This is a genomic window from Streptomyces sp. NPDC027663, assembly GCF_055566415.1.
The window spans coordinates 100,766-121,247 of sequence record NZ_JBVHSK010000022.1; the positions used below are offsets into that span (position 1 = coordinate 100,766).

At 71.6% G+C, this 20,482-nt stretch carries 18 protein-coding genes; 3 read left to right on the forward strand and 15 right to left on the reverse strand.

The genetic code is table 11. From position 1 onward, the window contains the following. Positions 1–23: 23 nt before the first annotated feature. From ACZ4SF_RS35520 to ACZ4SF_RS35580, 13 genes are read right to left on the reverse strand one after another with little or no spacing between them, the layout of a single operon-like run. Positions 24–341 carry a putative quinol monooxygenase gene (locus ACZ4SF_RS35520; RefSeq protein ID WP_468392744.1) on the reverse strand — a complete coding sequence of 106 codons (318 nt, stop codon included), beginning with the start codon at positions 339–341 and terminating at the stop codon, positions 24–26. Beyond that, complete coding sequence (locus ACZ4SF_RS35525) at positions 341–1,309, reverse strand: NAD-dependent epimerase/dehydratase family protein (RefSeq protein WP_468392746.1); 969 nt, start codon at positions 1,307–1,309, stop codon at positions 341–343. Before ACZ4SF_RS35525 ends, ACZ4SF_RS35520 begins: the two co-directional genes overlap by 1 nt. Continuing rightward, positions 1,302–2,546, reverse strand: coding sequence for an MFS transporter (locus ACZ4SF_RS35530; RefSeq protein WP_468392748.1), 1,245 nt, complete (start codon positions 2,544–2,546; stop codon positions 1,302–1,304). Before ACZ4SF_RS35530 ends, ACZ4SF_RS35525 begins: the two co-directional genes overlap by 8 nt. After that, positions 2,543–3,856: an amidohydrolase family protein gene (locus tag ACZ4SF_RS35535; protein WP_468392750.1), complete on the reverse strand. Its 1,314-nt coding sequence runs from the start codon at positions 3,854–3,856 to the stop codon at positions 2,543–2,545. The genes ACZ4SF_RS35530 and ACZ4SF_RS35535 overlap by 4 nt, the downstream gene beginning before the upstream one ends. After that, a complete protein-coding gene (locus ACZ4SF_RS35540) occupies positions 3,853–5,106 on the reverse strand; it encodes an ATP-grasp domain-containing protein (protein WP_468392752.1) in 1,254 nt (417 codons plus the stop codon). Before ACZ4SF_RS35540 ends, ACZ4SF_RS35535 begins: the two co-directional genes overlap by 4 nt. Before the next feature lie 54 nt (positions 5,107–5,160). Next, on the reverse strand, positions 5,161–6,120 hold the full coding sequence (locus ACZ4SF_RS35545) for a transketolase family protein (RefSeq protein ID WP_468392754.1): 960 nt from the start codon (positions 6,118–6,120) through the stop codon (positions 5,161–5,163). After that, the gene (locus tag ACZ4SF_RS35550) at positions 6,117–6,935 is read right to left on the reverse strand and encodes a thiamine pyrophosphate-dependent enzyme (RefSeq protein WP_468392756.1); all 819 of its coding nucleotides are present in this window, start codon (positions 6,933–6,935) and stop codon (positions 6,117–6,119) included. Before ACZ4SF_RS35550 ends, ACZ4SF_RS35545 begins: the two co-directional genes overlap by 4 nt. Further along, the gene (locus ACZ4SF_RS35555) at positions 6,932–8,788 is read right to left on the reverse strand and encodes a M20/M25/M40 family metallo-hydrolase (protein WP_468392758.1); all 1,857 of its coding nucleotides are present in this window, start codon (positions 8,786–8,788) and stop codon (positions 6,932–6,934) included. Before ACZ4SF_RS35555 ends, ACZ4SF_RS35550 begins: the two co-directional genes overlap by 4 nt. Further along, positions 8,785–9,852, reverse strand: coding sequence for an N-acetyl-gamma-glutamyl-phosphate reductase (gene argC, locus ACZ4SF_RS35560; protein WP_468392760.1), 1,068 nt, complete (start codon positions 9,850–9,852; stop codon positions 8,785–8,787). The genes ACZ4SF_RS35555 and argC overlap by 4 nt, the downstream gene beginning before the upstream one ends. Beyond that, on the reverse strand, positions 9,845–11,164 hold the full coding sequence (locus ACZ4SF_RS35565; protein ID WP_468392762.1) for a DegT/DnrJ/EryC1/StrS aminotransferase family protein: 1,320 nt from the start codon (positions 11,162–11,164) through the stop codon (positions 9,845–9,847). Before ACZ4SF_RS35565 ends, argC begins: the two co-directional genes overlap by 8 nt. Further along, positions 11,161–11,790 (reverse strand): DegT/DnrJ/EryC1/StrS family aminotransferase, encoded by a 630-nt coding sequence (locus ACZ4SF_RS35570; protein ID WP_468392764.1) that lies wholly within the window; start codon positions 11,788–11,790, stop codon positions 11,161–11,163. The genes ACZ4SF_RS35565 and ACZ4SF_RS35570 overlap by 4 nt, the downstream gene beginning before the upstream one ends. A 14-nt stretch (positions 11,791–11,804) precedes the next feature. After that, a complete protein-coding gene (locus ACZ4SF_RS35575; RefSeq protein WP_468392766.1) occupies positions 11,805–12,674 on the reverse strand; it encodes a RimK family alpha-L-glutamate ligase in 870 nt (289 codons plus the stop codon). After that, positions 12,671–12,859 (reverse strand): lysine biosynthesis protein LysW, encoded by a 189-nt coding sequence (locus tag ACZ4SF_RS35580; protein ID WP_468392768.1) that lies wholly within the window; start codon positions 12,857–12,859, stop codon positions 12,671–12,673. Before ACZ4SF_RS35580 ends, ACZ4SF_RS35575 begins: the two co-directional genes overlap by 4 nt. Positions 12,860–13,137: 278 nt before the next feature. Here ACZ4SF_RS35580 and ACZ4SF_RS35585 point away from each other — a divergent pair, with 278 nt between their 5' ends. Continuing rightward, the gene (locus ACZ4SF_RS35585) at positions 13,138–16,239 is read left to right on the forward strand and encodes an AfsR/SARP family transcriptional regulator (RefSeq protein WP_468392770.1); all 3,102 of its coding nucleotides are present in this window, start codon (positions 13,138–13,140) and stop codon (positions 16,237–16,239) included. 9 nt (positions 16,240–16,248) lie between these two features. Here the strand turns inward: ACZ4SF_RS35585 and ACZ4SF_RS35590 are convergent, their stop codons facing one another. Beyond that, positions 16,249–16,401, reverse strand: a complete 153-nt coding sequence (locus tag ACZ4SF_RS35590) for a hypothetical protein (protein ID WP_468392772.1) — start codon at positions 16,399–16,401, stop codon at positions 16,249–16,251. A 237-nt stretch (positions 16,402–16,638) separates the two neighbouring features. On the opposite strand from ACZ4SF_RS35590, the gene ACZ4SF_RS35595 reads away from it, so the two are divergent. Then, the gene (locus ACZ4SF_RS35595) at positions 16,639–17,070 is read left to right on the forward strand and encodes a hypothetical protein (RefSeq protein ID WP_468392774.1); all 432 of its coding nucleotides are present in this window, start codon (positions 16,639–16,641) and stop codon (positions 17,068–17,070) included. A gap of 360 nt (positions 17,071–17,430) precedes the next feature. Here ACZ4SF_RS35595 and ACZ4SF_RS35600 read toward each other — a convergent pair whose 3' ends face one another. Then, positions 17,431–18,822, reverse strand: a complete 1,392-nt coding sequence (locus tag ACZ4SF_RS35600) for a cystathionine beta-synthase (protein ID WP_468392776.1) — start codon at positions 18,820–18,822, stop codon at positions 17,431–17,433. A 157-nt stretch (positions 18,823–18,979) separates the two neighbouring features. On the opposite strand from ACZ4SF_RS35600, the gene ACZ4SF_RS35605 reads away from it, so the two are divergent. After that, a complete protein-coding gene (locus tag ACZ4SF_RS35605; protein ID WP_468392778.1) occupies positions 18,980–19,999 on the forward strand; it encodes an SGNH/GDSL hydrolase family protein in 1,020 nt (339 codons plus the stop codon). Positions 20,000–20,482 lie beyond the last annotated feature (483 nt).

The following is a 20,482-nucleotide window of genomic DNA, read 5'->3' on the forward strand; positions in this document are numbered from 1 at the left end:
CATCCCGTCGTCCTGCTCGTCCGCTACTGCGCGCCGGTCACCTGCTCCTGCGCGCTGTTCACCGGGCTGCTCGGGTGCACCTCGCGTTCGATGCGCGGCATGATCTCCTGGAGGTAGATCTTCTGGATGGCGTCGCCGGAGTCGTGAGCCTCCCAGTGGGCGCGGCTCGCCCAGCGCTCGACGAGGACGAAGCGGCCGGGGTCGTCCTGCGACTGGTACGCCTCCCAGCTGACGCAGCCGTCCTCGGTGAGACACAGCGGCCGCATCCGGGCCAGGGCGTCGGCCACCGGCGCGATGTCGTGGGACTCGGGGACCCGGACGATGACGATGAGGTCGAACATCACTGCTCCTTGGAGTGGGGGGTGTCGGTCCGGCCGGCCGCGGCGGCACGGGCGACCGCGGGGAGCCATTGGGCGATGGGGGTGAAGTGGTAGCCGAGGGCCGCCGCCCGGTCGTTCGCCATGCCGAAGTCGGACGGGCAGGAGAACGGGGACAGGCCGGGGTCGCCGGCGGGGTCTTCCTTCTCGATGACGTCGGCCGTCAGCCCGGTGGCGCTCTCCACCGCGGCGCAGACGTCATAGACGTCGGCGGTGTCCGGGGAGGTGACGTTGACCGCTCCGGTGGCATCGGAGAGGGCCGCCCAGGCGAGGAAGCCGGCGGCTTCCTCGGCCCGTACCAGTGAGGTCCGGCCGGGCGCCGTGTGGGCGACGACGGGCTGCCCGGCCATGATGCGGTCGAGGTGGAACCGCAGCCGGCCGGTGAAGTCGCCCTCCGCGGCCAGGACGTGCGCGACCCGGGCCAGCAGCACCGGCACCTTCGCGCGAGCCGTCAGCGCGGCTTCGGCCTGGCGCTTCCCCTCGCCGTAGTGGGCGTCCAGATAGCCGGGCGTGTACCAGGGCAGGCTGGTGTCGAAGTCGTAGGCCGCGGGGTCGAGTTCCTCTTCGCGGGCGCGGGCGCCGAACGGCGGGGCCGGGAACCGCCAGCGGAAGGTGTCCTTGTTGTACACCTCGATGGTGCTGGTCATGATGATCTTCCCGGCCCGTTCGCCGAATGCCTCGCACGCCTCCACGGCGGCGTTCGGCGTGTAGCACATCTGGTGGATCACCGCGTCGAATCGTTCGCCCGCCACCGCGGCGGTCAGCTCTCCGGGGACGTTGACGTCGGCGCGCAGCCGCCGCACCGTGTCGCCGAAGGGGTCGGGGGTCTGTCCGCGGTTGACGAGGGTGACCCGGTGCCCGTCGTCCAACAGCTGTTGCACCAGCACCTTGCCGAAGAACCGGGTGCCCCCGATGACGCAAATGTCAGACATTTTCCCTCACTGCTTCTTCGCTCTGCGTGACATCGTTCTCGGTGGCGTCGATCCCGGTGGCCGTGCCGGAGTGCCGGCCGCTCAGGCAGACGAGTGCGCAGCCCGCCGCCAGCAGGGCCGCGACGTACCAGTTGCCGCCCGCCACACCGACGGAGCGCGACAGGTCGAACAGGATTCCCGCGGCCAGGGAGCCGGCCATGTTGCCCGCGCTGCGGAAGAAGTGCATCGCGCCCATGGCCCGGGCCAGTCGGTCCGCGGGAACCCTGCGGGCGATCCAGAGGTCGAACGACGGCACGAAGAGGATCTCCCCGAGCACCACCGTCAGACAGCCGACCACCACCCAGGGGGCGGTGCGTCCGGCCCCGAAGGAGACGAACGCGATGGTCATCCCGGCCAGGCCGACGGCCATGACCGTGCCCGGGCTGAAGCGCTTGTCGAACAGCTTGAACAGCGGGTACTGGAGCACCAGGATGCTGAGCCCCGTGATCCAGAACGGCGCGGACGGGGCCCACCCCGGCACGTACTCCTCCATGTGCAGGGGGATGCCGACCACGAAGCCCAGGGACAGGAACCAGAACGCGGCGGACAGCAGGAAATAGCGGGTGGCGCCGCGTACCTCGATGCCCTTGAACGCGGTCAGGCTGAACAGCGGAACCCGCCCGGCCGCGGCGTCCGGCGCACTCCCGGAACCGCCTCGGGGAATCAGTGCCGAGGTGATCAGGCAGAAGCCGAGGAAGAACACGAACACCACGGAGAACAGGGTCCGCAGCTCCACGTCGGCCAGTGCGGCGCCCAGCAGTGCGCCCCCGAAAAGGCCGACCTGTCCCGCCATCTGGAACGCGGAGAACGCCTTGGCCCGTTCCTCCTCGGGGAAGGAGACCAGGACGTTCTTCAGCCCCGGGAAGGAGGTCCCCGAGCCGAAGCCGATGAAGAACGCGAGCACGCTGTACGCGAGCACGCCGTCGGCGAACCCCATCAGCCCGAGCGCCACGGCCTCCAGCGCGGTGCCGAGGAACACGCCCCCACGGACACCGGTGCGCGCCGCGATCCCTTCGTAGCAGAAGGTGGCGAGCAGGCGGCCGACGTAGGTCATACACATGACCACGCCCGCCCAGAATCCGCTGTCGGACCCGCCGAGGGTGGCGACGAGGACGGGGAACCAGATGTAACTGCCGGTGTTGGCCAGGAGGATGCCGCCGATCACGCCGACGAGTGCGCGCTTGCGCTCCCTGATCACAGCGCCTCCTTCCGGTCCGGGTTCGCGGCACGCAGCTCGGCGATGGTGCGCGCGACGGCCTGCCGGTCGATCGGCACGCCGCGGACGACCGTTTGCAGCGGAAGGGCGGACAGCGGCCGTCCCGGAGCGTGCAGGTTGTAGGTGGCGGCCTCGCCGGTGCTCAGCGGATGGACGTCCCGGGTGTCGCCGCTCAGCTCGTCGAAGTAGCGGCGGCCACCGACCGTCGCCTGGTGCCGCAGCCGCTCCTCCAGCGAGGCGTCGTCGCCGCGCAGCAGGTCGAGTTCGCTCAGGAAGGAGTAGCCGTGGTACGCGCCCGTGTTGCCGGAGTCGGTGCCGATCAGCAGCTTGCCCGTGCGCAGGGTGGCCAGGGCGTTGCGGCGCATGTCGGCCAGCGCTGCCGTGCGGGTCTCCTGGCAGCCGAACTCGATGCCGTACGGCTTCTCGATGCCCTGGGCGAACTCCAGGTTGCGGATGTCCTGGGTCTCGGCGAAGCCCTCGCGCCCGTACTCGGCCCGGAACTCCTCGCCCGTCATGACCATGGGGCGCAGGCCGGCCAGGGTGGAGACGAAGCGGGCGCCCTCGAACTCCTTCCAGTCGGCCGCGTCGAGGGTCCGGTCGCGCACGCTGTGGGCGAAGAGGCGGAAGCCGCACTCGTACGCCCAGCGGGTCTCCTGGAGGGTGTTGCAGTCGATGACCGCGGTGAGGCCGCGTTCGGCGGCGATCCGGGCGGAGAACTCGAGCACCCGGCGGGACAGCCGGGAGAACTTCACCGGGCTGTCCGGCTGTTCGGTGCCGTCCGTGAACATCACCTTGAGGAAGGTGCCGCCGCGTTCGACGTTGGAACGGATCGCGTGTTCCAGGTCGGTCTCGGTGGCGATCATGTGCACCGGGGCCGGGAACTCGACGCCGTGGCCGGTGAGGCCGGCCGCGTTCGTCATCGCGGTGACCGCGTAGCCGCAGTGGACGATCTCCGGGTACGGCACCGTGGACGCCTCGCGGCCGGCCGCCCAGGCGTCGGCCACCAGCGGGAAGCCGAACATGTCCACCACGTGGGTGACGCCGTGGTAGACGTACTGCAGCGCGACGATCCGCGGGTCGTCGGCCGTGTCGTCCCAGTTGGCGGGCAGCGAGACATGGGCATGGGTCTCGGTGTAGCCGGGCCACAGCTCCGTCTCGCCGCCGTGGCGGCCGCCCGAGGCCTCGACGCGGGTGAAGACGCCGTCCTCGACGGTGACGTCGAACACGGCCCCGTCGTCGAGCGAGGGGATCGCCACCCCGTGCAGTTCCTGACGCCGCGGGTCCGCGGTCATCGGGCCACCTCGACCTTCATCCGCAGGTCGATGCGGTCCAGGGCCTCGACGCAGCGCTTGTTGACCTCGGTGCGGTCGGCGCCGGTGAAGATGGTGTGCCCGATCCAGTCGAAGTTGCTCTTGGAGAGCCGGTTCACCTCGGTGCCGGGCTTCTTGTACGCGAGGGCGCTGTGGAAGCCGGGCAGCTCCTTCAGGCCGTCGAAGCCGATGGACTCGATGGTTCCGCCGATCGGGGCGCCGAACCAGCGGCCGCCGGCGGTGGTCTCGCCGGGGTGCGGCAGCTCGGGGCGCTCGCCGAGCGCCTGCCGGATGACCTCCAGGTACGGGTCGACGCCGGAGGACAGCTCCATCAGGCTCGGCACGATGCCGCCGACCAGCCGGCCGTTGACCTCGCACAGCACCGGGCCGTCGGGGCCGAGGAGGAACTCGGTGTGGATGAAGCCGAAGTCCACGCCCAGCTCGTTGAGCAGGCGCGTCGTCAGGTCGAACAGCTCGTCCTGGAGCGGGTGCCCGCTGAAGTAGGTGGCGCCCATCTCGATGAAGTACGGGAAGCCGCTCAGCGGGCGGTCGGTGAGGCCGAGGTTGACCACCTCGCCCTTGCCGAGGACGCAGGACTCCACCGAGATCAGCTCGCCGGTGACGAACTCCTCGATCAGCAGGTCCGGGACACGGACCACGCCGCGGCCGTAGTCGGCCACGTCGGCGAGCTCCGCGAGGTAGGCGCGCAGGTCCTCCTCGTCCTTGAGATGCAGGACGTGCAGGCTGGCCGTACCGTCGGACGGCTTGACCACACAGGGGAAGCCGATCTCGCGTACGGCCGCCTCCACGTCCTTCGGGTCGGCCACGTGGACGAAGCGGGGCTGGCGCACGCCCTTGCCGTCCAGGGTGAGCCGGGTCAGGTGCTTGTGGCGGGCGTTGCGGGCGCCGTCCACGCTCATGCCCGGCAGGCCCAGGGCCTCGGCGACTGCGGCCGTGTGGACGGTGTGGTACTCGCTGTAGGTGGTGACGCCGTGGATCGGCTTCTCGGAGTGCAGCTTGCGGGCCAGCGCCGTCAGCTCGTCGAGGGAGAACGCCTCGGCGCTCTTGATCACCTGGCAGTTCGGGTGGGCGTAGGCCGCCTCGGCGAGGGGCGAGGCTGCGAGGTAGAAGTCGGGGTCCACCGACACCAGCGTCACGTCGTGGCCCAGTTCCAGGGCGTTGGCGATGCCGGCGATGCCGTTGGGGTTGCATTCGATCATCAGGATGTGCATGTCAGCGCTCCGTGAGTTGGGGGTGGGGGTGGGAAGTCGCCCGGGACGAGGGGTTCACCGGACGCAGGCGTGGGCGTGCCCGTCGGCGGCCGCGGCCGTCGGCCGGCCGTGGCGTGCCCTTGCCACGGCCGCGAGCACGGCGGGCAGATCGAGGCCGAGCGACGCCATGACCTCCTGGTGGTCACCGCCGGTCGAGGGCCATTCCTGGCCGGCGCCCACCGCCGTGACCTCGCACCGGGGCAGCAGCAGCGCGAGCGCCTCGGCCACTCCGCCCTGGCTGCGGTGTTCCTCGACGACGACGAACCGGTCGTGCCGGCGGGCCAGTTCCGCGGCGGCCTCGGTCAGGTGCTCGTGGTCCAGGTGGACCAGGTGTGCGTGGGAGGCCCCGGTGGCGGCGCGGGCGGCCAGCGCCAGGCGGGTGCCCTCCTCGCCCACGGACACCAGGCAGACGTCCTCGGGATCCGCCTCGGACTCCCAGTTGACCAGCGGCAGTTCACCGTCCGGCAGCGGGAGCGACTCGTACGTGGCGTTCCGGCCCGTGCGGATGTAGTGCGGCTTTCCGCTGCGCGCCGCGGACCGGACCACGGCACGCATCTCGGCCTCGCCGTAGGGGGCCGCGATGGTCACGCCGGGGACGCTGCGGAGCACCGCGAGGTCCTCCAGGCAGTGGTGGGTGGTGCCGAACCAGGCGCCGGACACGCCCGCGTACGGTGCCACGACGGTGACCCCGGCGTTCAGGTAGCCCAGCGTCAGCTTCAGGCTCTCCGCGGCCCGCAGCGCCGCGAACGGGGCGAAGGTGCTGACGAAGGGCTTGTAGCCGCCGGCGGCCAGTCCCGCCGCCATGTCGACCATGGCGCCCTCGGCGATGCCGACGTTGAAGAACCGGTCCGGGTGGGCGGTCTGGAAGGGGTGGTTCTTGCCGCCCAGGTCCGCCTCCAGGCAGACGAGGGAAGTGTCCTCGACGGCGAGGGCGGTCAGCTCCTCGCGGTAGGCGTCACGGCCGGAGAGAGTCATCGGATCGCTCGCTTCCACTTCGCGGCGCGCGTGGCGTCGATGGTCACGTAGTGAGAACCCGCCTTGCCTTCCACGGCCGGCACGCCCTTGCCCTTGACGGTGTGGGCGACGACGGCGAGAGGACGGCGTGCGGCCGACCGGTCCCTGGCGAACAGCTCGGTCAGCGCCGCCAGATCGTGCCCGTCGGTCTCCGTGACCTCGAAGCCGAAGGCGGCGAACCGCTCGGTGAGAGAGGGCAGCGGCGAGATGTCCGCGACGAGCCCGTCGTTCTGGCCGCCGTTGCGGTCCACGACGAGCACGAAGTTGCCCAGTTGCTGCGCCGCTGCCACCTGGCAGGTCTCCCAGACCAGCCCTTCCTGCAGCTCGCCGTCGCCTGCGACGGCTATGCCGAGGCCGCTGCGTCCGCCGATCCGGCGGGCCAGGGCCCAGCCCGCCGCGTACGGGACGCCGTGACCGAGGCTGCCGGTGGGGAACCGGACCCCGGGCACCTTGGGGCCCGGATGACCGGTGTACGGCTGGCCCGCCCGGCCGTACAGCGGTGCCGGGTTCTCCGGCAGCATGCCGCTGACGTACAGCGCGGCGTACAGGCCGGCGGCGGCGTGCCCCTTGCTCAGCACGACCTCCGTGCCGTCCCCGGCGGAGGCCCGGTGCAGCGCGGCGACCAGGATGTCGAGCACCGACAGGCTGCCGCCCAGATGGCAGCCGCGCTCGGACGCCGCCATGTCGACGACCAGCCGCCGGGCCTCGAGGGCCCGCTCGGCCAGGGGGGACACCAGTGCCCCGGCGCCCGTGGGACTCTCGAGCACGGCGGTCATCGGCGGCTCCCTTCCGCAAGGGCGAACCAGCGGCTCACCGCGTCGGCGAGCAGCGCGCGGGCGGCGCGGTACTCCTCGCCCCCGATGCGCTCCTCGTCGGTGTGGTCGAGGGCGGAGTCGCCCGGCCCGTACGCCACCATCGGCACGTCGTGCCAGGTGGTCGCCAGGGTGTTCATGTCCGACGTCCCCTTCTTCACCACGAAGCGGGGCCTGACCCCGGCCTCGGCGAAGGCGCGGACGAACGCCTTGGCCAGCGGGCCCGAACGGCCGCCCTGGTGACCCGGGGTGGCACGCAGCGCCTCGATCCCGACGCCGTCACCGGCGTGCCGGAGCGCGGCGGTGCGCAGCGCCTCCAGGTCGGCGCCCGGCGGCACCCGGAAGTTGAGGATGCCGTGCGCCCGGTCGCGCTCCCGTCCGCGCTCGCACCGGATGTCGATGACCGCGCTGAGCGCCTCGGGCGCCTGCTCGAGCACCGACGCGCGGATCTCGGCGAGGACCCGGATCAGCCGGTCCGGGGCCGAGACCGCGTCCATGCCGGCCGAGTGGCCGGTGGGCACCGAGGCGGTCACCGCCAGTTTGAAGAGGCCGAAGTAGCCGAGGGTCAGCTTTCCCGAGCCGCTGGGTTCGCCGATGACGACCGCGTCGGCCGGGTAGTTGTCCCGTACGTGGAACGCGCCCTTCGAGGAGGAGATCTCCTCCTCGACGGCACCGACCACGACCAGTTGGCCGTCCTCGGGGACCTCCGCGTCCGCCAGCACCTCGAGGAAGGCGGCGAGGCTGCCCTTGGCGTCGACGCTGCCGCGCCCCCACAGCTCACCGTCGCGCCACTCGACGGGCCAGCGGTGCGGGACCGTGTCGAGGTGGCCCATGAGCAACAGCCGGCGGGAACCGGTGCCCCGGGACGCGACGAGGTTGCCCGCCGGGTCGATGCGGGCCTCGATGCCCCGGGCCCGGCACCATTCGGCGAGACAGGAGGCGAGTTCCGCCTCGTCGCCGGAGACCGAGGACACGGAGACGGCGCGCGTGAGCAGGTCGAGGTCCTCGGCGGGCCCCCGGGTGCGCCAGAACCGGGTCCATCCCGCCGCCTCGCCCATGGTGTGCGGACCGGTGATGGCGACGTCGGCGCTGCTGCCCTGCAGAGCGATCTCGGCTGCGCGCACCTTCTGGCGCATGCGGCCGCCGGCGTACTGCGCCCCGTCGCCCGGGTAGGCGTCGCGCAGCGTCGAGTCCGGGTCGTCCGGGTCGGTCAGGAGTCCCGCGGTGCCGGTGACGAGCCGGAGGTGGTCGGCGTCCAGGGCGACCGCGAGCACCGCGGCCAGTACGTCGGCATCCACGTTCAGCGGGGCGCCGCCGTCCCGGTCCGCGACCGGCGGGGACAGGCAGACGACGTCGTACGCGTCGAGCAGGGCGTTCAGCGCCTCCGTGTCGGCGTCGGCGGGTACGCCCGCCCGGTGGTCGCGGATCACGACAGGGCGGCCTTCGGCCGACAGCGCCTTCAACGGGCGGTTGGCCCGGCCGACGACCAGGCCGCTGCGCGCGGCGACGGCCGTGAACGTGCGCAGGCCCTGGGCTCGCAGGCCGTGTTCGACGGCGGGCAGGGTGACCCGCTCGTAGGCGTCGACGAGGTGGTCCATCTCCTCGGGCGGGCAGTAGCGCACCACGTCGCCGTTGGCGAGCCGGAGCGTGGGGACCGGCCGGCCGATCGCCGCGTAGTGGCGTTCGATGCCCGTGGCCCCGCCCGCCACCAGGAGCACCCGGGCGCCGCGGGCGGCGACGTCGGCGATCTCCTTGTGGATGACCTCGCGGTCGAGCGTCGCACTGCCGACCTTGATGACGTACAGCGGTCGGCTCACGGCGACACCGCCGTGATCGGCAGCCCGGCTGCCTCGTCGAAGCCGTGGATGAGGTTCATGGCCTGGATGGCCTGGCCGGCCGCGCCCTTGATCAGGTTGTCGAGGGCGGCCACCGTGACGCACTGACCGTCGCGGACGGACACCGCGACCTCGGCGACGTTGGAGCCGGTGACGGCCTTGAGCATGGGGAAGTCCTGCGGCGCCTTGGGTGCCGGGCGGACCCGCACGAACGGCTTGCCGACGTACGCCTTGGCGTAGGCACGCTTGACGTCGAGGGCGGTGACGCCGTCCCGCAGCTCGGAGTAGGCGGTCACCATGATGCCGCGCGACACGTCGAGGCTGTGCGTGGAGAACCTCAGGTCGACGGCGGCGCCCGTGAAGTCGGCGATGGCCTGCTGGACCTCCGGCGCGTGCCGGTGACCGTGCAGTTTGTGCACCCGGAAGTTGCCGCTGCGCTCGGCCGGCTGCTCGCCGCTGCCGCGGCCGCCGCCGGTGGACCCGGTCTTGGCGTCGACCACGACCCGGTCGGCGACCAGCGGAGCGGCGCCGGCGAACAGCGGGTACAGGGCGTAGATCGTGGTGACGGCCATGCACCCGGGCAGGCTGACGAACCGGCTGTCCGGGATGCTGGGGCTCAACTCCGGCACGTAGTAGGCGAACTCGTCCAGCGGCGGGTGGGCCGCGGTCCCCGGGTAATGCCTGCTCACCTCCTTCTCGTCGCGCAGCCGGAAGTCACCGCCCAGGTTCAGCACGCGCTTGGCCCGGTCGGCGACCAGCGCCAGCTGCTCGGGCAGTGCGCCGGTGGGCAGGCAGCCGAAGGCGATGTCGACGGTGTCGGTGTCCGCAAGTTCGGCCAGCGGCCGGAAAGTGAGGTTGGACGCCTTGGGGTGGTTGCGCAGCCAGGGGTGGCTGCTGCCGACAGCGGCGCCCGCGGAGCGCTCCGCCGAGAGGAACGCGAGTTCCACCTGCGGGTGCTCCAGGAGCAGCCGGATCACCTCGCCGCCGGTGTAGCCGCTGGCTCCGAGTACGGCGACGCGTATCTTCTCGTGCGCTGCGTCAGCCAAGGCGGGCCGCCTTGTCGTAGGGACGGCGGTAGTCGCGCGTCTCGACGAGCTTGCGGATGGCGTCCGGACGGCGGGCGACCTTCCGGAAGGCGTCGGCGTAGCGCAGGATCCGCTCGTACTCCACCGGGGAGCGCAGTTCGCGGCAGAGGACGAGGGTGCTGTCGAGCATGCCGAGGGTGACCGGGAAGTCCTCGGGCCGGTGGTCGCGCACGGCGCCGGGGTTGAGGGTGAACGGGTAGCCGTTCCCGAAGCCGTCCCGGTGCTGGAAGGGCAGGTGGCACGGGATGGGGGTGTTCTGCCACTCGCGGGCCGGGACGCCCTCGGCGACCAGCAGCTCGTGCACGGCCTCCTTGACCGCGAACACCGGGATGTCGCCCAGGCCGACGGCCTCGGGGTGCAGGGTGATGCGGTACATGTTGTACGCGTGGACGTGTCCGCCGGGGACGTGCGGCGGGGTGAACAGGCCGGTCCCGTGCAGGGCCTCGCCGAGCAGCGCGGCATTGCGGGCCCGGATCTCGTCGTAGTACGGCAGCCGCTTGAGCTGGCTGGCGCCGAAGGCGGCCGCGACCCACGACATGCCGTAGTCGATGCCGTGCTGCTCCAGGTAGGCCCGGGCCAGGTCGTAGCTCTCCTCGGTGGCGAAGAACGCGATGCCGCCCTCGCCGCCGAGCGGGAAGTTCTTGTCGGCCATCAGGCTCTGGCCGGCGGCGTCCCCGAAGGAGCCGGCCACCTGCTCGCCGACCTTCGCGGAGTGGGCGTGCGAGGCGTCCTCGACGAGGGCGATGCCGTGCCGGTCGGCGAGTGCGCGCAGGGCGGACACGTCGGCGGGCAGGCCGTGCACGTGCACCGGCATGAGCGCGCGGGTGCGGTCGGTGATCGCGGCGGCCGCGGCCTGCGGGTCCATGCAGTAGGTGACCGGGTCGATGTCGACGAACACGGGGATCGCGTGCGCGGCGACGACGGCCTGCGCGGTCGCGATGAAGGTGAACGCCGGCACGATGACCTCGTCGCCGGGCTGGACGCCGGCGCCCACGAGGGCCATGTGCAGGCTGGAGGTGCCGCTGGCGGTGGGCAGCGCGTGCGCCGCGCCGACGTAGGAGCGGTAGGCCTCGGCGAAGTCGGCGACGACCTTCTCGGGCGTCTGCCGCTGGGCGAGCATCAGGTTGAAGACGTCTTCCTTGGTGATGACCGGGAAGAGGGTGCGACGCGACGCCTTGGGAATCATGGCTCCGCCGCCGAGTGCCGCGAGTTCGGAGTCGAGTTCGGCGGGGTCGGGCAGGGGCAGCGGCGTTGCCGGGAAATCGGTGATCATGAGCGCGCTCCGGTGGGAGTGGCGGGACGTGCCGCCTGGGTCAGGGCCATCCGCACGCAGGCGGCCACGAGGGGGCTGAGCCGGTAGTTGAACTGGACCCCGGGCACCAGGGAGGCGTCGGCCTCCTCCTGCGTCCACATGGTGCGCAGGTCGTAGGCGCCGAAGATCTTCAGTCGCTCGGCACGGGCCCAGACCCCGTCGTCGTCGGTGAGGACGGCGGCGGCCGGTCCGAAGCCGAGTCCGGTGAGGTCCACGACGAGGGTGGGGGCGGTGGCGTTCCGGGTCAGCTCGCCCAGCCGGTCGGCGTTGGCGGAGTCCAGGGACACGTAGTCGTACGCGACCGGCCCCTGGCCCTCGGTCTTGACGCCGAGCCAGCCGAGGAAGCGGCCGGTCGCGGCGTCCGGCTCGGGGACGGCGACGGTGTCGCCGTGCCCGATGCCCTGGCCGGCGAGCGCCGCGTGGATCGCGGCGGTACGGCTGTTGACGAGGACGGCCCGGGCGCGTCCGGTCTGCTTGGTCAGCAGTCGTTCAAGTCCGGGCAGTTCCCGGTCGCTCTTCTCGATGCTCATGACCACGCCCGTGGTGAGGACGCGGGCGAGCACCGTTGCGGTGTCGAACAGTTCCATGGATCTTCTCCGTGTCACACGGCCGAGGCCGTGAGGGTCTCCGCGACGTAGGCGGCGAGGTGGCCGGCCACGTTCACTCCGTGCTGGGCGGAGGAGCGGGCGAATTCGGGATTGGCGTTCACTTCGAGCACGAGCAGCTCGCCCGTGGACCGGTCCTCGACCAGGTCCACCCCGTAGAAGCCGGGGCCGAGGACGTCGACGACCTGCCCGCAGAGCTTCTCCATCTCCGTGCTGACCTCGACGCGCCGGACCTCGGCGCCCAGGTGGGTGTTGGTGCGCCAGTCGTCCGACACCCGCTGGATGGCCACCACCGGGGTCCGGCCGACGACCACCACCCGCAGATCGTGGCCGGGCTTGTCGATGTACTCCTGCACGACGACGGGGAACTGCTTTCCCGTGGCGTCGGCGGACTCGCGGCCCGCGGCCCACGCCTCCACGCAGTCGGCGTGGGTCATCTTGCTGACCCCGCGTCCCCAGGAGCCGCTGACCGGCTTGACCACGGCGGGCATGCCCAGGGCGGCGACGCTCTGGCGGACCTGGTCGAAGCTGAAGGCGTGCCGGGTGGTGGGGTGCGGAATGCCGTGCCGTGCGAAGAGCAGCGACTGCAGGCCCTTGTCGTTGCACGTCTCGATCGTGGCCGCGCGGTTGAGGGTGGGGACCCCGGCGTGTTCCAGGCGGCGGGAGACGTTGATCGCGTCCCGGTGGGAGAGGTTCCTGATCAGGGCGAGAGCGGGCGGGCCGGAGTGGCCCGCCACGATCTCGGCCAGATCCTCCATGAGCAGCGGTTGCGCCGTCAGGCCCTCGTCACGCAGCGCGCCGAGGAGCAGCTTCTCCTCCGGGCGCAGCATCGTGACCGAGAGCAGGACCTGGTCGGAGGTCGTCACTCGCCCCAGTCCTCTTCCACCTCAGGGGCAAGGTCGAGGCGGACGCCCGCCGCGGACTTCTCGACGACCTCGTGCTCCTGGCCGCAGGCGCCGCACTCGGTGATCTCGCCCTTCTCCCAGTCGTCGCGCACCTCGAATTCGGTGTCGCATACGAGACAGCTGGCGACAGTTGCCGCAAGTGTCATGATCATGACTCCTTCAGGTGAATTGGCGGCGCAGGATTTGCCGGCGCCGTTGTATGCGCGGGGGTTTCGGTCCGAGCGCATTCCCGGTCCGCACCCTCCGGGCACCAGTGGGGGGTGCCTCGGGATGCGCGGAGCAGCGCCACTTTCGGTGGCTGCAAGGAGCCTGCCTGGCGGTGATACCACTCACCTACCGGTCCGGTACCGCTCGCTGCGGCAGTCACCTAGGCTGTGGCAGTAGGCGTTTGACCTGGTATTTTCCAGGGGCACAGGGGGGGCGCATGACGAGTGCAGATAATCGCGGGCTGCGGTTCAACGTTCTTGGTTCCCTGGAATGCCTGGCCGACGGGCATCGGATCAAGCTCGGGGGGCCGCTTCAGGACCGCATTCTGACGTCGCTGCTCCTGGAGTCGGGACGGACGGTGCCCATCGAGCGCCTCATCGAGACGGCGTGGGGAGAAACCCCGCCCGATACCGCCAAGCAGCAGGTCCGCAAAGCCATTGCCGACCTCCGGCGGCGCCTGCCCGACGGTCCGGCGCTGATCGTGACCGAGGACGCCGGGTACCGCGTGTCCGTACAGCCGCTCCAAGTCGACCTGCACCTCTTCTCGCACCATGTCCAGACGGCCACGTCCGGCCGCTCCGCGGGACAGCTCGGTGCGGCGGCCGGGGAGCTGCGCAAGGCCCTCGCGCTGTGGCGGGGCCCGGTGCTGAACGGGACGGGCGGGCCGGTCCTCGACGCGGCCTCCACCGTCCTGGAGGAACGGCGCCTGGCCGCGGTGGAGGAGCTCTTCGCGCTCCGGCTCCAGCTGGGCGAGGACAGCGACCTCGTCAGCGAGATACGCGAGTTCGCCGACGCCTACCCGCTGCGCGAGGGACTGCGCGCCCAGCTGATGCTCGCCCTGTACCGTGCCGGCCGGCAGGCCGAGGCGCTGCACGAGTACGCCGCCGTACGGGAGTTGCTGGCGGAGGAGCTGGGGATCAGTCCCTGCCCGGACCTGACCGGCCTGTTCGAGAAGATCCTCCGGGCCAGCCCCGAACTGGACACGCCCTCCCCGGCGCCTTCGGTCCCTCCCGTCCGGCCGTCCGACGGGGCGCGAGCCGCCGAGAACCCCCCGTGCACCCTGCCGTACGAACTACCGGACTTCACCGGCCGTCAGCTGGAACTCGGCTACCTGCTCGACCGGGGACAGACGGGCGAAGGGGTGCGGATCGTCGCCGTCGACGGGATGGGCGGCGCCGGCAAGACCACCCTCATCGTGCGTGCGGCGCACCGCTTGGCCGCCTCGTACCCGGACGGCCAGCTCTACATCGACCTGCGCGGTTTCACCCCGGGGGAACGCCCCCTGGCGCCCGAGGAGGCGACGCGCATCCTGCTGCGCGCCCTCGGGACACCCGACAACGCCATCCCCGATGACACCGAGAGCCGTCTCGTGATGTGGCAGGCGGCCTCGGCCTCGCGCAGACTGCTCCTCGTCCTCGACAACGCGGCCGAGGCCGCTCAGATACGCCCGCTCCTGCCCGTCACGTCCGAGTGCCTGGTCCTGGTGGCGAGCCGTGGCCGACTGCTCGACCTCGACGGGGCGCACTGGATATCACTGGGAACACTGGCGCCGCAGGAGAGCGCGGCGCTGCTCGCCCGGACCCTCGGCGAGGACCGCGTGGCCGCCGACCCCGAAGCCGCCAAGTCCCTGGCCACTCTCTGCGGACATCTGCCGCTCGCACTGCGCATCGCCACGGCCCGGCTCCACAACCGCCCCCGCTGGACGCTGCAGTACTTCGTCGACCGGCTCCGCGAGGAGGACGCCCTGCTCACGGAGCTGCGCTCCACCGAGCGCAGCGTGGCCACGACCATCCAGCTGTCCTACGAGGCTTTGGGCGAGGAGCACCGCCGGGCGTTCATGCTCCTCGGAGTACATCCCGGGCCCAACTTCGACCCTCATGCGGCCGCGGCTCTCACGGACATGACGCCCCGAGACGCGGAGCAGATGCTGGAGGACCTGCTCGACTCGCAGCTCCTGCAGCAGCACGAGGCAGGGCGGTACTCCTTCCACGACCTCATCCGCAGTTTCGCCCTCAGCCTCTGGGACGATTCCGTGCGGCACCAGAAGGACACGGCGGTCGGCCGGCTCCTGAACCACTACCTGGGCGCGACGAACGAGGCGTGCCGGATCCTGTTTCCCGGCCTGCGCCGGTGGGCGTCGGCTCCGACCGGCAACGCGTCGGGGCTTCCGGCGTTCGGCGACGCACCGTCCGCCCGCCGCTGGTACGACCGGGAGAGCCGGGCCCTGCAGGCCACCGTCCGGCTGGGACAGAAACACGACTTCCACCGTCTGGCCAGTTACCTGGCCAGGAACACGGTGCTCCACCTGCATGCGCAGGGAGCCATCCGGGACTTCCGGGAACTGGCGGAGGTCGCGGTGACCGCGGCCCGCCGGGCGGCGGACACCCAGGCCCTGTGTCTGAGCCTGGCCAACCTGGCCTCGGCCCACCAGATACTCGGAGAGTTCCGCTCGGCGACGGAGGCGGCGGAGGAGGGTCTGCGGGTGTCACGGTCGCACGGGGACCCCGTCAGCGAGGCGGCCTTCCTGGACCTGCTCGGCTGGGCACACATCGTGCTCGGCAGCCTTTCCGAGGGATACGGCCTGCTGTTGCGCGGAATCGGGCTGCACCGCGAGCTGGGAAACGTCAGGCGCGAATCCATCGCGCTGTGCAACCTCAGCACCCTGCACCTGTGGCAGGGCCGGACCGCGGAAGCGATCGCCGCCGCGGAACGGGCCGTCATGCTGTGCCGGGAGGTCGGGGAGCAGGAGCACGAAGTGGCCGCCCTCAACGACCTGGTCATCGCGCATCTGGACGGCGGCGACGACGCATCGGCGCAGAGGTACCTCGACCGGGCCCTGGCACTCGGCGAGGATTCCGCGATGCCCAGGAACCGGGCCATGTCCCTGGCTCTGCGAGCCGTCCTCCACCAGCGGAACGGACAGGGCGACGAGGTGATGACGTACATCGATCAAGCACTCGCGCTCGTCAGCCCCCTGGGTACCGTGACCTGGCAGTGCGAGGTCGAGAACATCGCGGGACTGGTCCACCAGTACGGAGGCGACCACGAAAAGGCGCTCGACCTGCACCGCAGTGCCCATCAGAGGGCACTGGGCATCGGATACCGCATGGGTATGGCGCACGGACTGCACGGCATGGCAAAAGCCGAGAAGTCGCTGGGAAAGCAGGAAGTCGCCCGGGAGCACCTGCGCAGCGCAGAAGAACTGTTCACTGCGATGAACATCCCCCGGGCCATCCTGAACTCGCCTGACCGTGCGTCTGCGTGCTGCACGCTTGGTTCCTTCTGCTGCGGCACACGGACTCAGGACATGGCTCAGTAGTCCGGCTTGTTATTGGTGGCTGGAACCCGGCCCCTCATTGGTGGCCAGAACGTGCACACCCTTACCGGTCCCGTCGACCCCCGTGTTGTGCACCATCAGTCCGGTTCCGAAAGCAACGGCCAAGGCGACAATGCCGATCAGGCCCGCCAGCTTGCTACGCATGATTCCCCCTCGATCTGAAAGATCTTCTCAGACACAAGCGATCTTCGAGCAGCCATGGTCCGTTTCTGTTCCGTCCGCGTACCGTTGCTTTACTCAAGGTCCCGGCGTAATTGGACGAAGGCGTTCCGCGGGAATAGCGCGGCGTTCCCCGGCCCCCGTCCCTCACCCGGACCAGGGCCCTGACCGGGGGGTCTTCCCCAGTGCGCGGCAGACCGGCCGCTCCCTAAGCTGACCGGCATGAACTCACTCGATCCGCATGACGCCGAGCTCAGGAAGGACCTGGACGCCACGGTGCGGACGCGCCGGGAACTGGGCGACGACTACGACTCCGCCCTCGTGGACTCGTTCTTGGAGAAGGTCGAGCAGCGGATCGACGACGCGGTGGACCGCGGGGTGCGGCGCCGGCTGGCCGAGCAGCAGATGGCGAGGGTGCGCGGGTCCCGGCGGCCGAAGCCGGCCGACTCCTGGGGCGAGCGCTACGGCTTCGCCCTCATCACGCTGGTACTGGCGATCCCGCTGTCGTCGATCGCCGGCGCCCTCGCCGGGCTGTCCGGGATGGTGGTCACCTGGCTCGGCATCGTCGGCGTCAATGCGGTGCAGGCGGTCAGGCTCAACCCGGAACTGTTCGCCGGCCGCCACGGCCGGGAGCGGCCCGCCGGCGACGACTGAGCGCAACCGGGGGGAAGAGTGCGCGGGGACCGCCGCACCCCCGGAGACCGGGGGGCGGGACGACGGCGGTCCCCGCGAGGGACGCGGGCCGGGTCAGGGCCGGGCTGACGCGTCCGTGGCGTCCATGGAGGTCCGGGAGCCGCTCCGGAGGTCCTTGACGCCGATCGGGGCCGGCCCGGGCGGGGAGGCTCCCCCGGCGCGTGACGCCTGGGAGGTACCTCCATCGCCCTGCCGACACCCACCAATGTGCCGGACCCGTGTTAAGCGGGTGCTGCGCGCACATGACACGCTCGTACCACTTCCGCGAACCCCGTCCCGGAGCAAGTTCGCTGCGCACACGGGCGGTTCACCCGGCGTTGGCTACTTGTTGCCGCCCTTGGCCAGGAAGGCCAGCAGGTCCTGCCGGCTGACCACACCGGTCGGCTTGCCCTCGACCAGGACGATCGCCGCGTCCGCGGTGCCCAGCACCTGCATCAGGTCACCGACCGGCTCGCCGGAGCCGACCTGGGGCAGCGGGGCGCACATGTGCTTCTCCAGCGGGTCCTCCAGGGAGGCGCGCTTGTTGAACAGGGCGTCCAGCAGCTCGCGCTCCACCACGGACCCGACGACCTCGGCGGCCATGACGTCGGGGTGTCCGGCCCCCGGCTTGACGACGGGCATCTGCGAGACGCCGTACTCGCGCAGCACCTCGATGGCCTGGCCGACGGTCTCCTCGGGGTGCATGTGCACCAGGGACGGGATGGAGCCGCCCGCCTTGTCGTTCAGGACGTCGCCGACGCGGGCGCTGGGGCCCTCGTCCTCGAGGAAGCCGTAGTCGGCCATCCACTCGTCGTTGAAGATCTTGCTGAGGTAGCCACGGCCGCTGTCGGGCAGCAGGACCACCACGACGTCGTCCGGGCCGAGCCGCTCGGCGACCTCCAGCGCGGCGACGACGGCCATGCCGCAGGAGCCGCCCACCAGCAGGCCCTCCTCCTTGGCCAGCCGGCGGGTCATCTGGAAGGAGTCCTTGTCGGAGACCGGGACGATCTCGTCCGCGACGGTGCGGTCGTAGGCGGTCGGCCAGAAGTCCTCGCCGACGCCCTCGACCAGGTACGGCCGCCCGGAGCCGCCGGAGTACACCGACCCCTCGGGGTCGGCGCCGATGACCTTGACCTTGCCCTGGCTGGCGTCCTTCAGGTAGCGGCCGGTGCCGGAGATGGTGCCGCCGGTGCCGACGCCCGCCACGAAGTGGGTGATCTTCCCCTCGGTCTGCTCCCACAGCTCGGGGCCGGTCGAGTGATAGTGCGAGAGCGGGTTGTTGGGGTTGGAGTACTGGTCGGGCTTCCAGGCGCCCGGGGTCTCACGGACGAGCCGGTCGGAGACGTTGTAGTAGGAGTCCGGGTGCTCCGGATCGACGGCGGTCGGGCAGACGACGACCTCCGCGCCGTACGCCCGCAGCACGTTGATCTTGTCGGTGCTCACCTTGTCGGGGCAGACGAAGATGCACTTGTAGCCCTTCTGCTGCGCCACGATCGCCAGACCCACACCGGTGTTCCCGCTGGTCGGCTCGACGATCGTGCCGCCCGGCTTCAGCTCGCCGCTCTGCTCGGCGGCCTCGATCATGCGCAGGGCGATGCGGTCCTTCACGGAGCCGCCCGGGTTGAAGTACTCGACCTTGGCCAGGACGGTGGCCTGGATGCCCTTGGTCACGCTGTTGAGCTTCACCAGCGGGGTGTTGCCGACGAGGCTGATCATCGAGTCGTGAAATTGCACCGTTGTCTCCGGTCGCTGCAAAAGGTGTGTTCGTAGTGGTGTCGCCAGCCTAAGGCCACCCGTGCGGCCGGAGCGGCCGTTCACTGCCCGTCGAGATTGACGCACGGTCCGTACGGGGCAAGGAGTGGGTACGGCTACGAGGAGGTGGCGGCGACGCATGACGAGCATGTCGAGGGCGAGGGTGGCCCGGCGCATCGCGGCCGGAGCGGCGTACGGGGGCGGCGGGGTCGGGCTGGTCGGCGCCGCCGCGGTCGGTCTGCTGCTGGCGGAGGTGCGGCTGGCCAGGCGCCACGTGGGCAACGGCAGCAGCGGCCGGTTACCGGTGGCCGACGGCGTGTACGGCCACGCGTACGACATCCCCGGCGAACCGCCCCTGCGCCTGACCGTCCTCGGTGACTCCACTGCCGCGGGGCAGGGCGTGCACCGGGCGGGCCAGACCCCGGGCGCCCTGCTGGCGTCGGGGCTGGCCGCGGTGGCGGAACGGCCGGTGGAGCTGCGGAACGTGGCGCTGCCCGGGGCCCAGTCCGACGACCTGGACCGCCAGGTCGCCCTGGTGCTGTCCGCCTCGGTCCCCGTCCCGGACATCTGCGTGATCATGGTGGGCGCGAACGACGTGACGCACCGGATGCCGCCGACGCGCTCGGTACGGCACCTGTCGGCGGCGGTACGACGGCTGCGCACGGCCGGCGCCGAGGTGGTGGTCGGCACGTGTCCCGACCTCGGCACCATCGAGCCGGTGCAGCAGCCGCTGCGCTGGCTGGCCCGGCGGGCCTCGCGGCAGCTGGCGGCGGCTCAGACGATCGGGGTGGTGGAGCAGGGCGGGCGCACGGTGTCGCTGGGCGACCTGCTGGGGCCGGAGTTCGAGGCGAACCCGCGGGAGCTGTTCGGCCCGGACAACTACCACCCCTCGGCGGAGGGGTACGCCACGGCGGCCATGGCGGTCCTGCCCACGGTGTGCGCGGCGCTGGGCCTGTGGCCGGCGGAGGAGGAGCGGCCGGACGTGTCGCGTCGTGAGGGCTTCCTGCCGGTGGCGCGGGCTGCCGCGGAGGCCGCTTCCGAGGCGGGCACGGAGGTCACGGCGGCGATGCCGACCGGGCCCCGGGGCCCCTGGGCGCTCCTCAAGCGCAGACGCCGCCGCCGCGTACCGGAAGCCGAACCGGCAACCCCGTCCCTCTGACCACCCTCACCCACCCACCGACTCGTCCGCCTGAGAGGCAAGGCGGACGACTCGGGCGGCCGGAGGGCGGGGCGGAGGACTCGGGTGGCCGGAGGGCGGGGCGGAGGACTCGGGTGGCCGGAGGGCATGGCGGACGACTCGGGCGGCCGGAGGGCAAGGCGCAGGACTCGGGTGGCCGGAGGGCAAGGCGGACGACTCGGGCGGCCGGAGGGCGGGGCGGACGACTCGGGCGGCTGAGAGGCGGGGGCGGCTGTGAGCCGAGCCTCTTGGCCCACCGAGTCGGGGGGTGGGTGGGCGAGGGCCGGGGGTCCGGGGGCGGAGCCCCTGGGTGGTCCGGGGGCGGGGGGCCGGCCGGACGGCCGCCGGGAGGTTTCGAGCCGAGCTTCTCGGCCCACCGAGTCGGGGGGTGGGTGGGCGAGGGCCGGGGGTCCGGGGGCGGAGCCCCTGGGTGGTCCGGGGGCGGGGGGCCGGCCGGACGGCCGC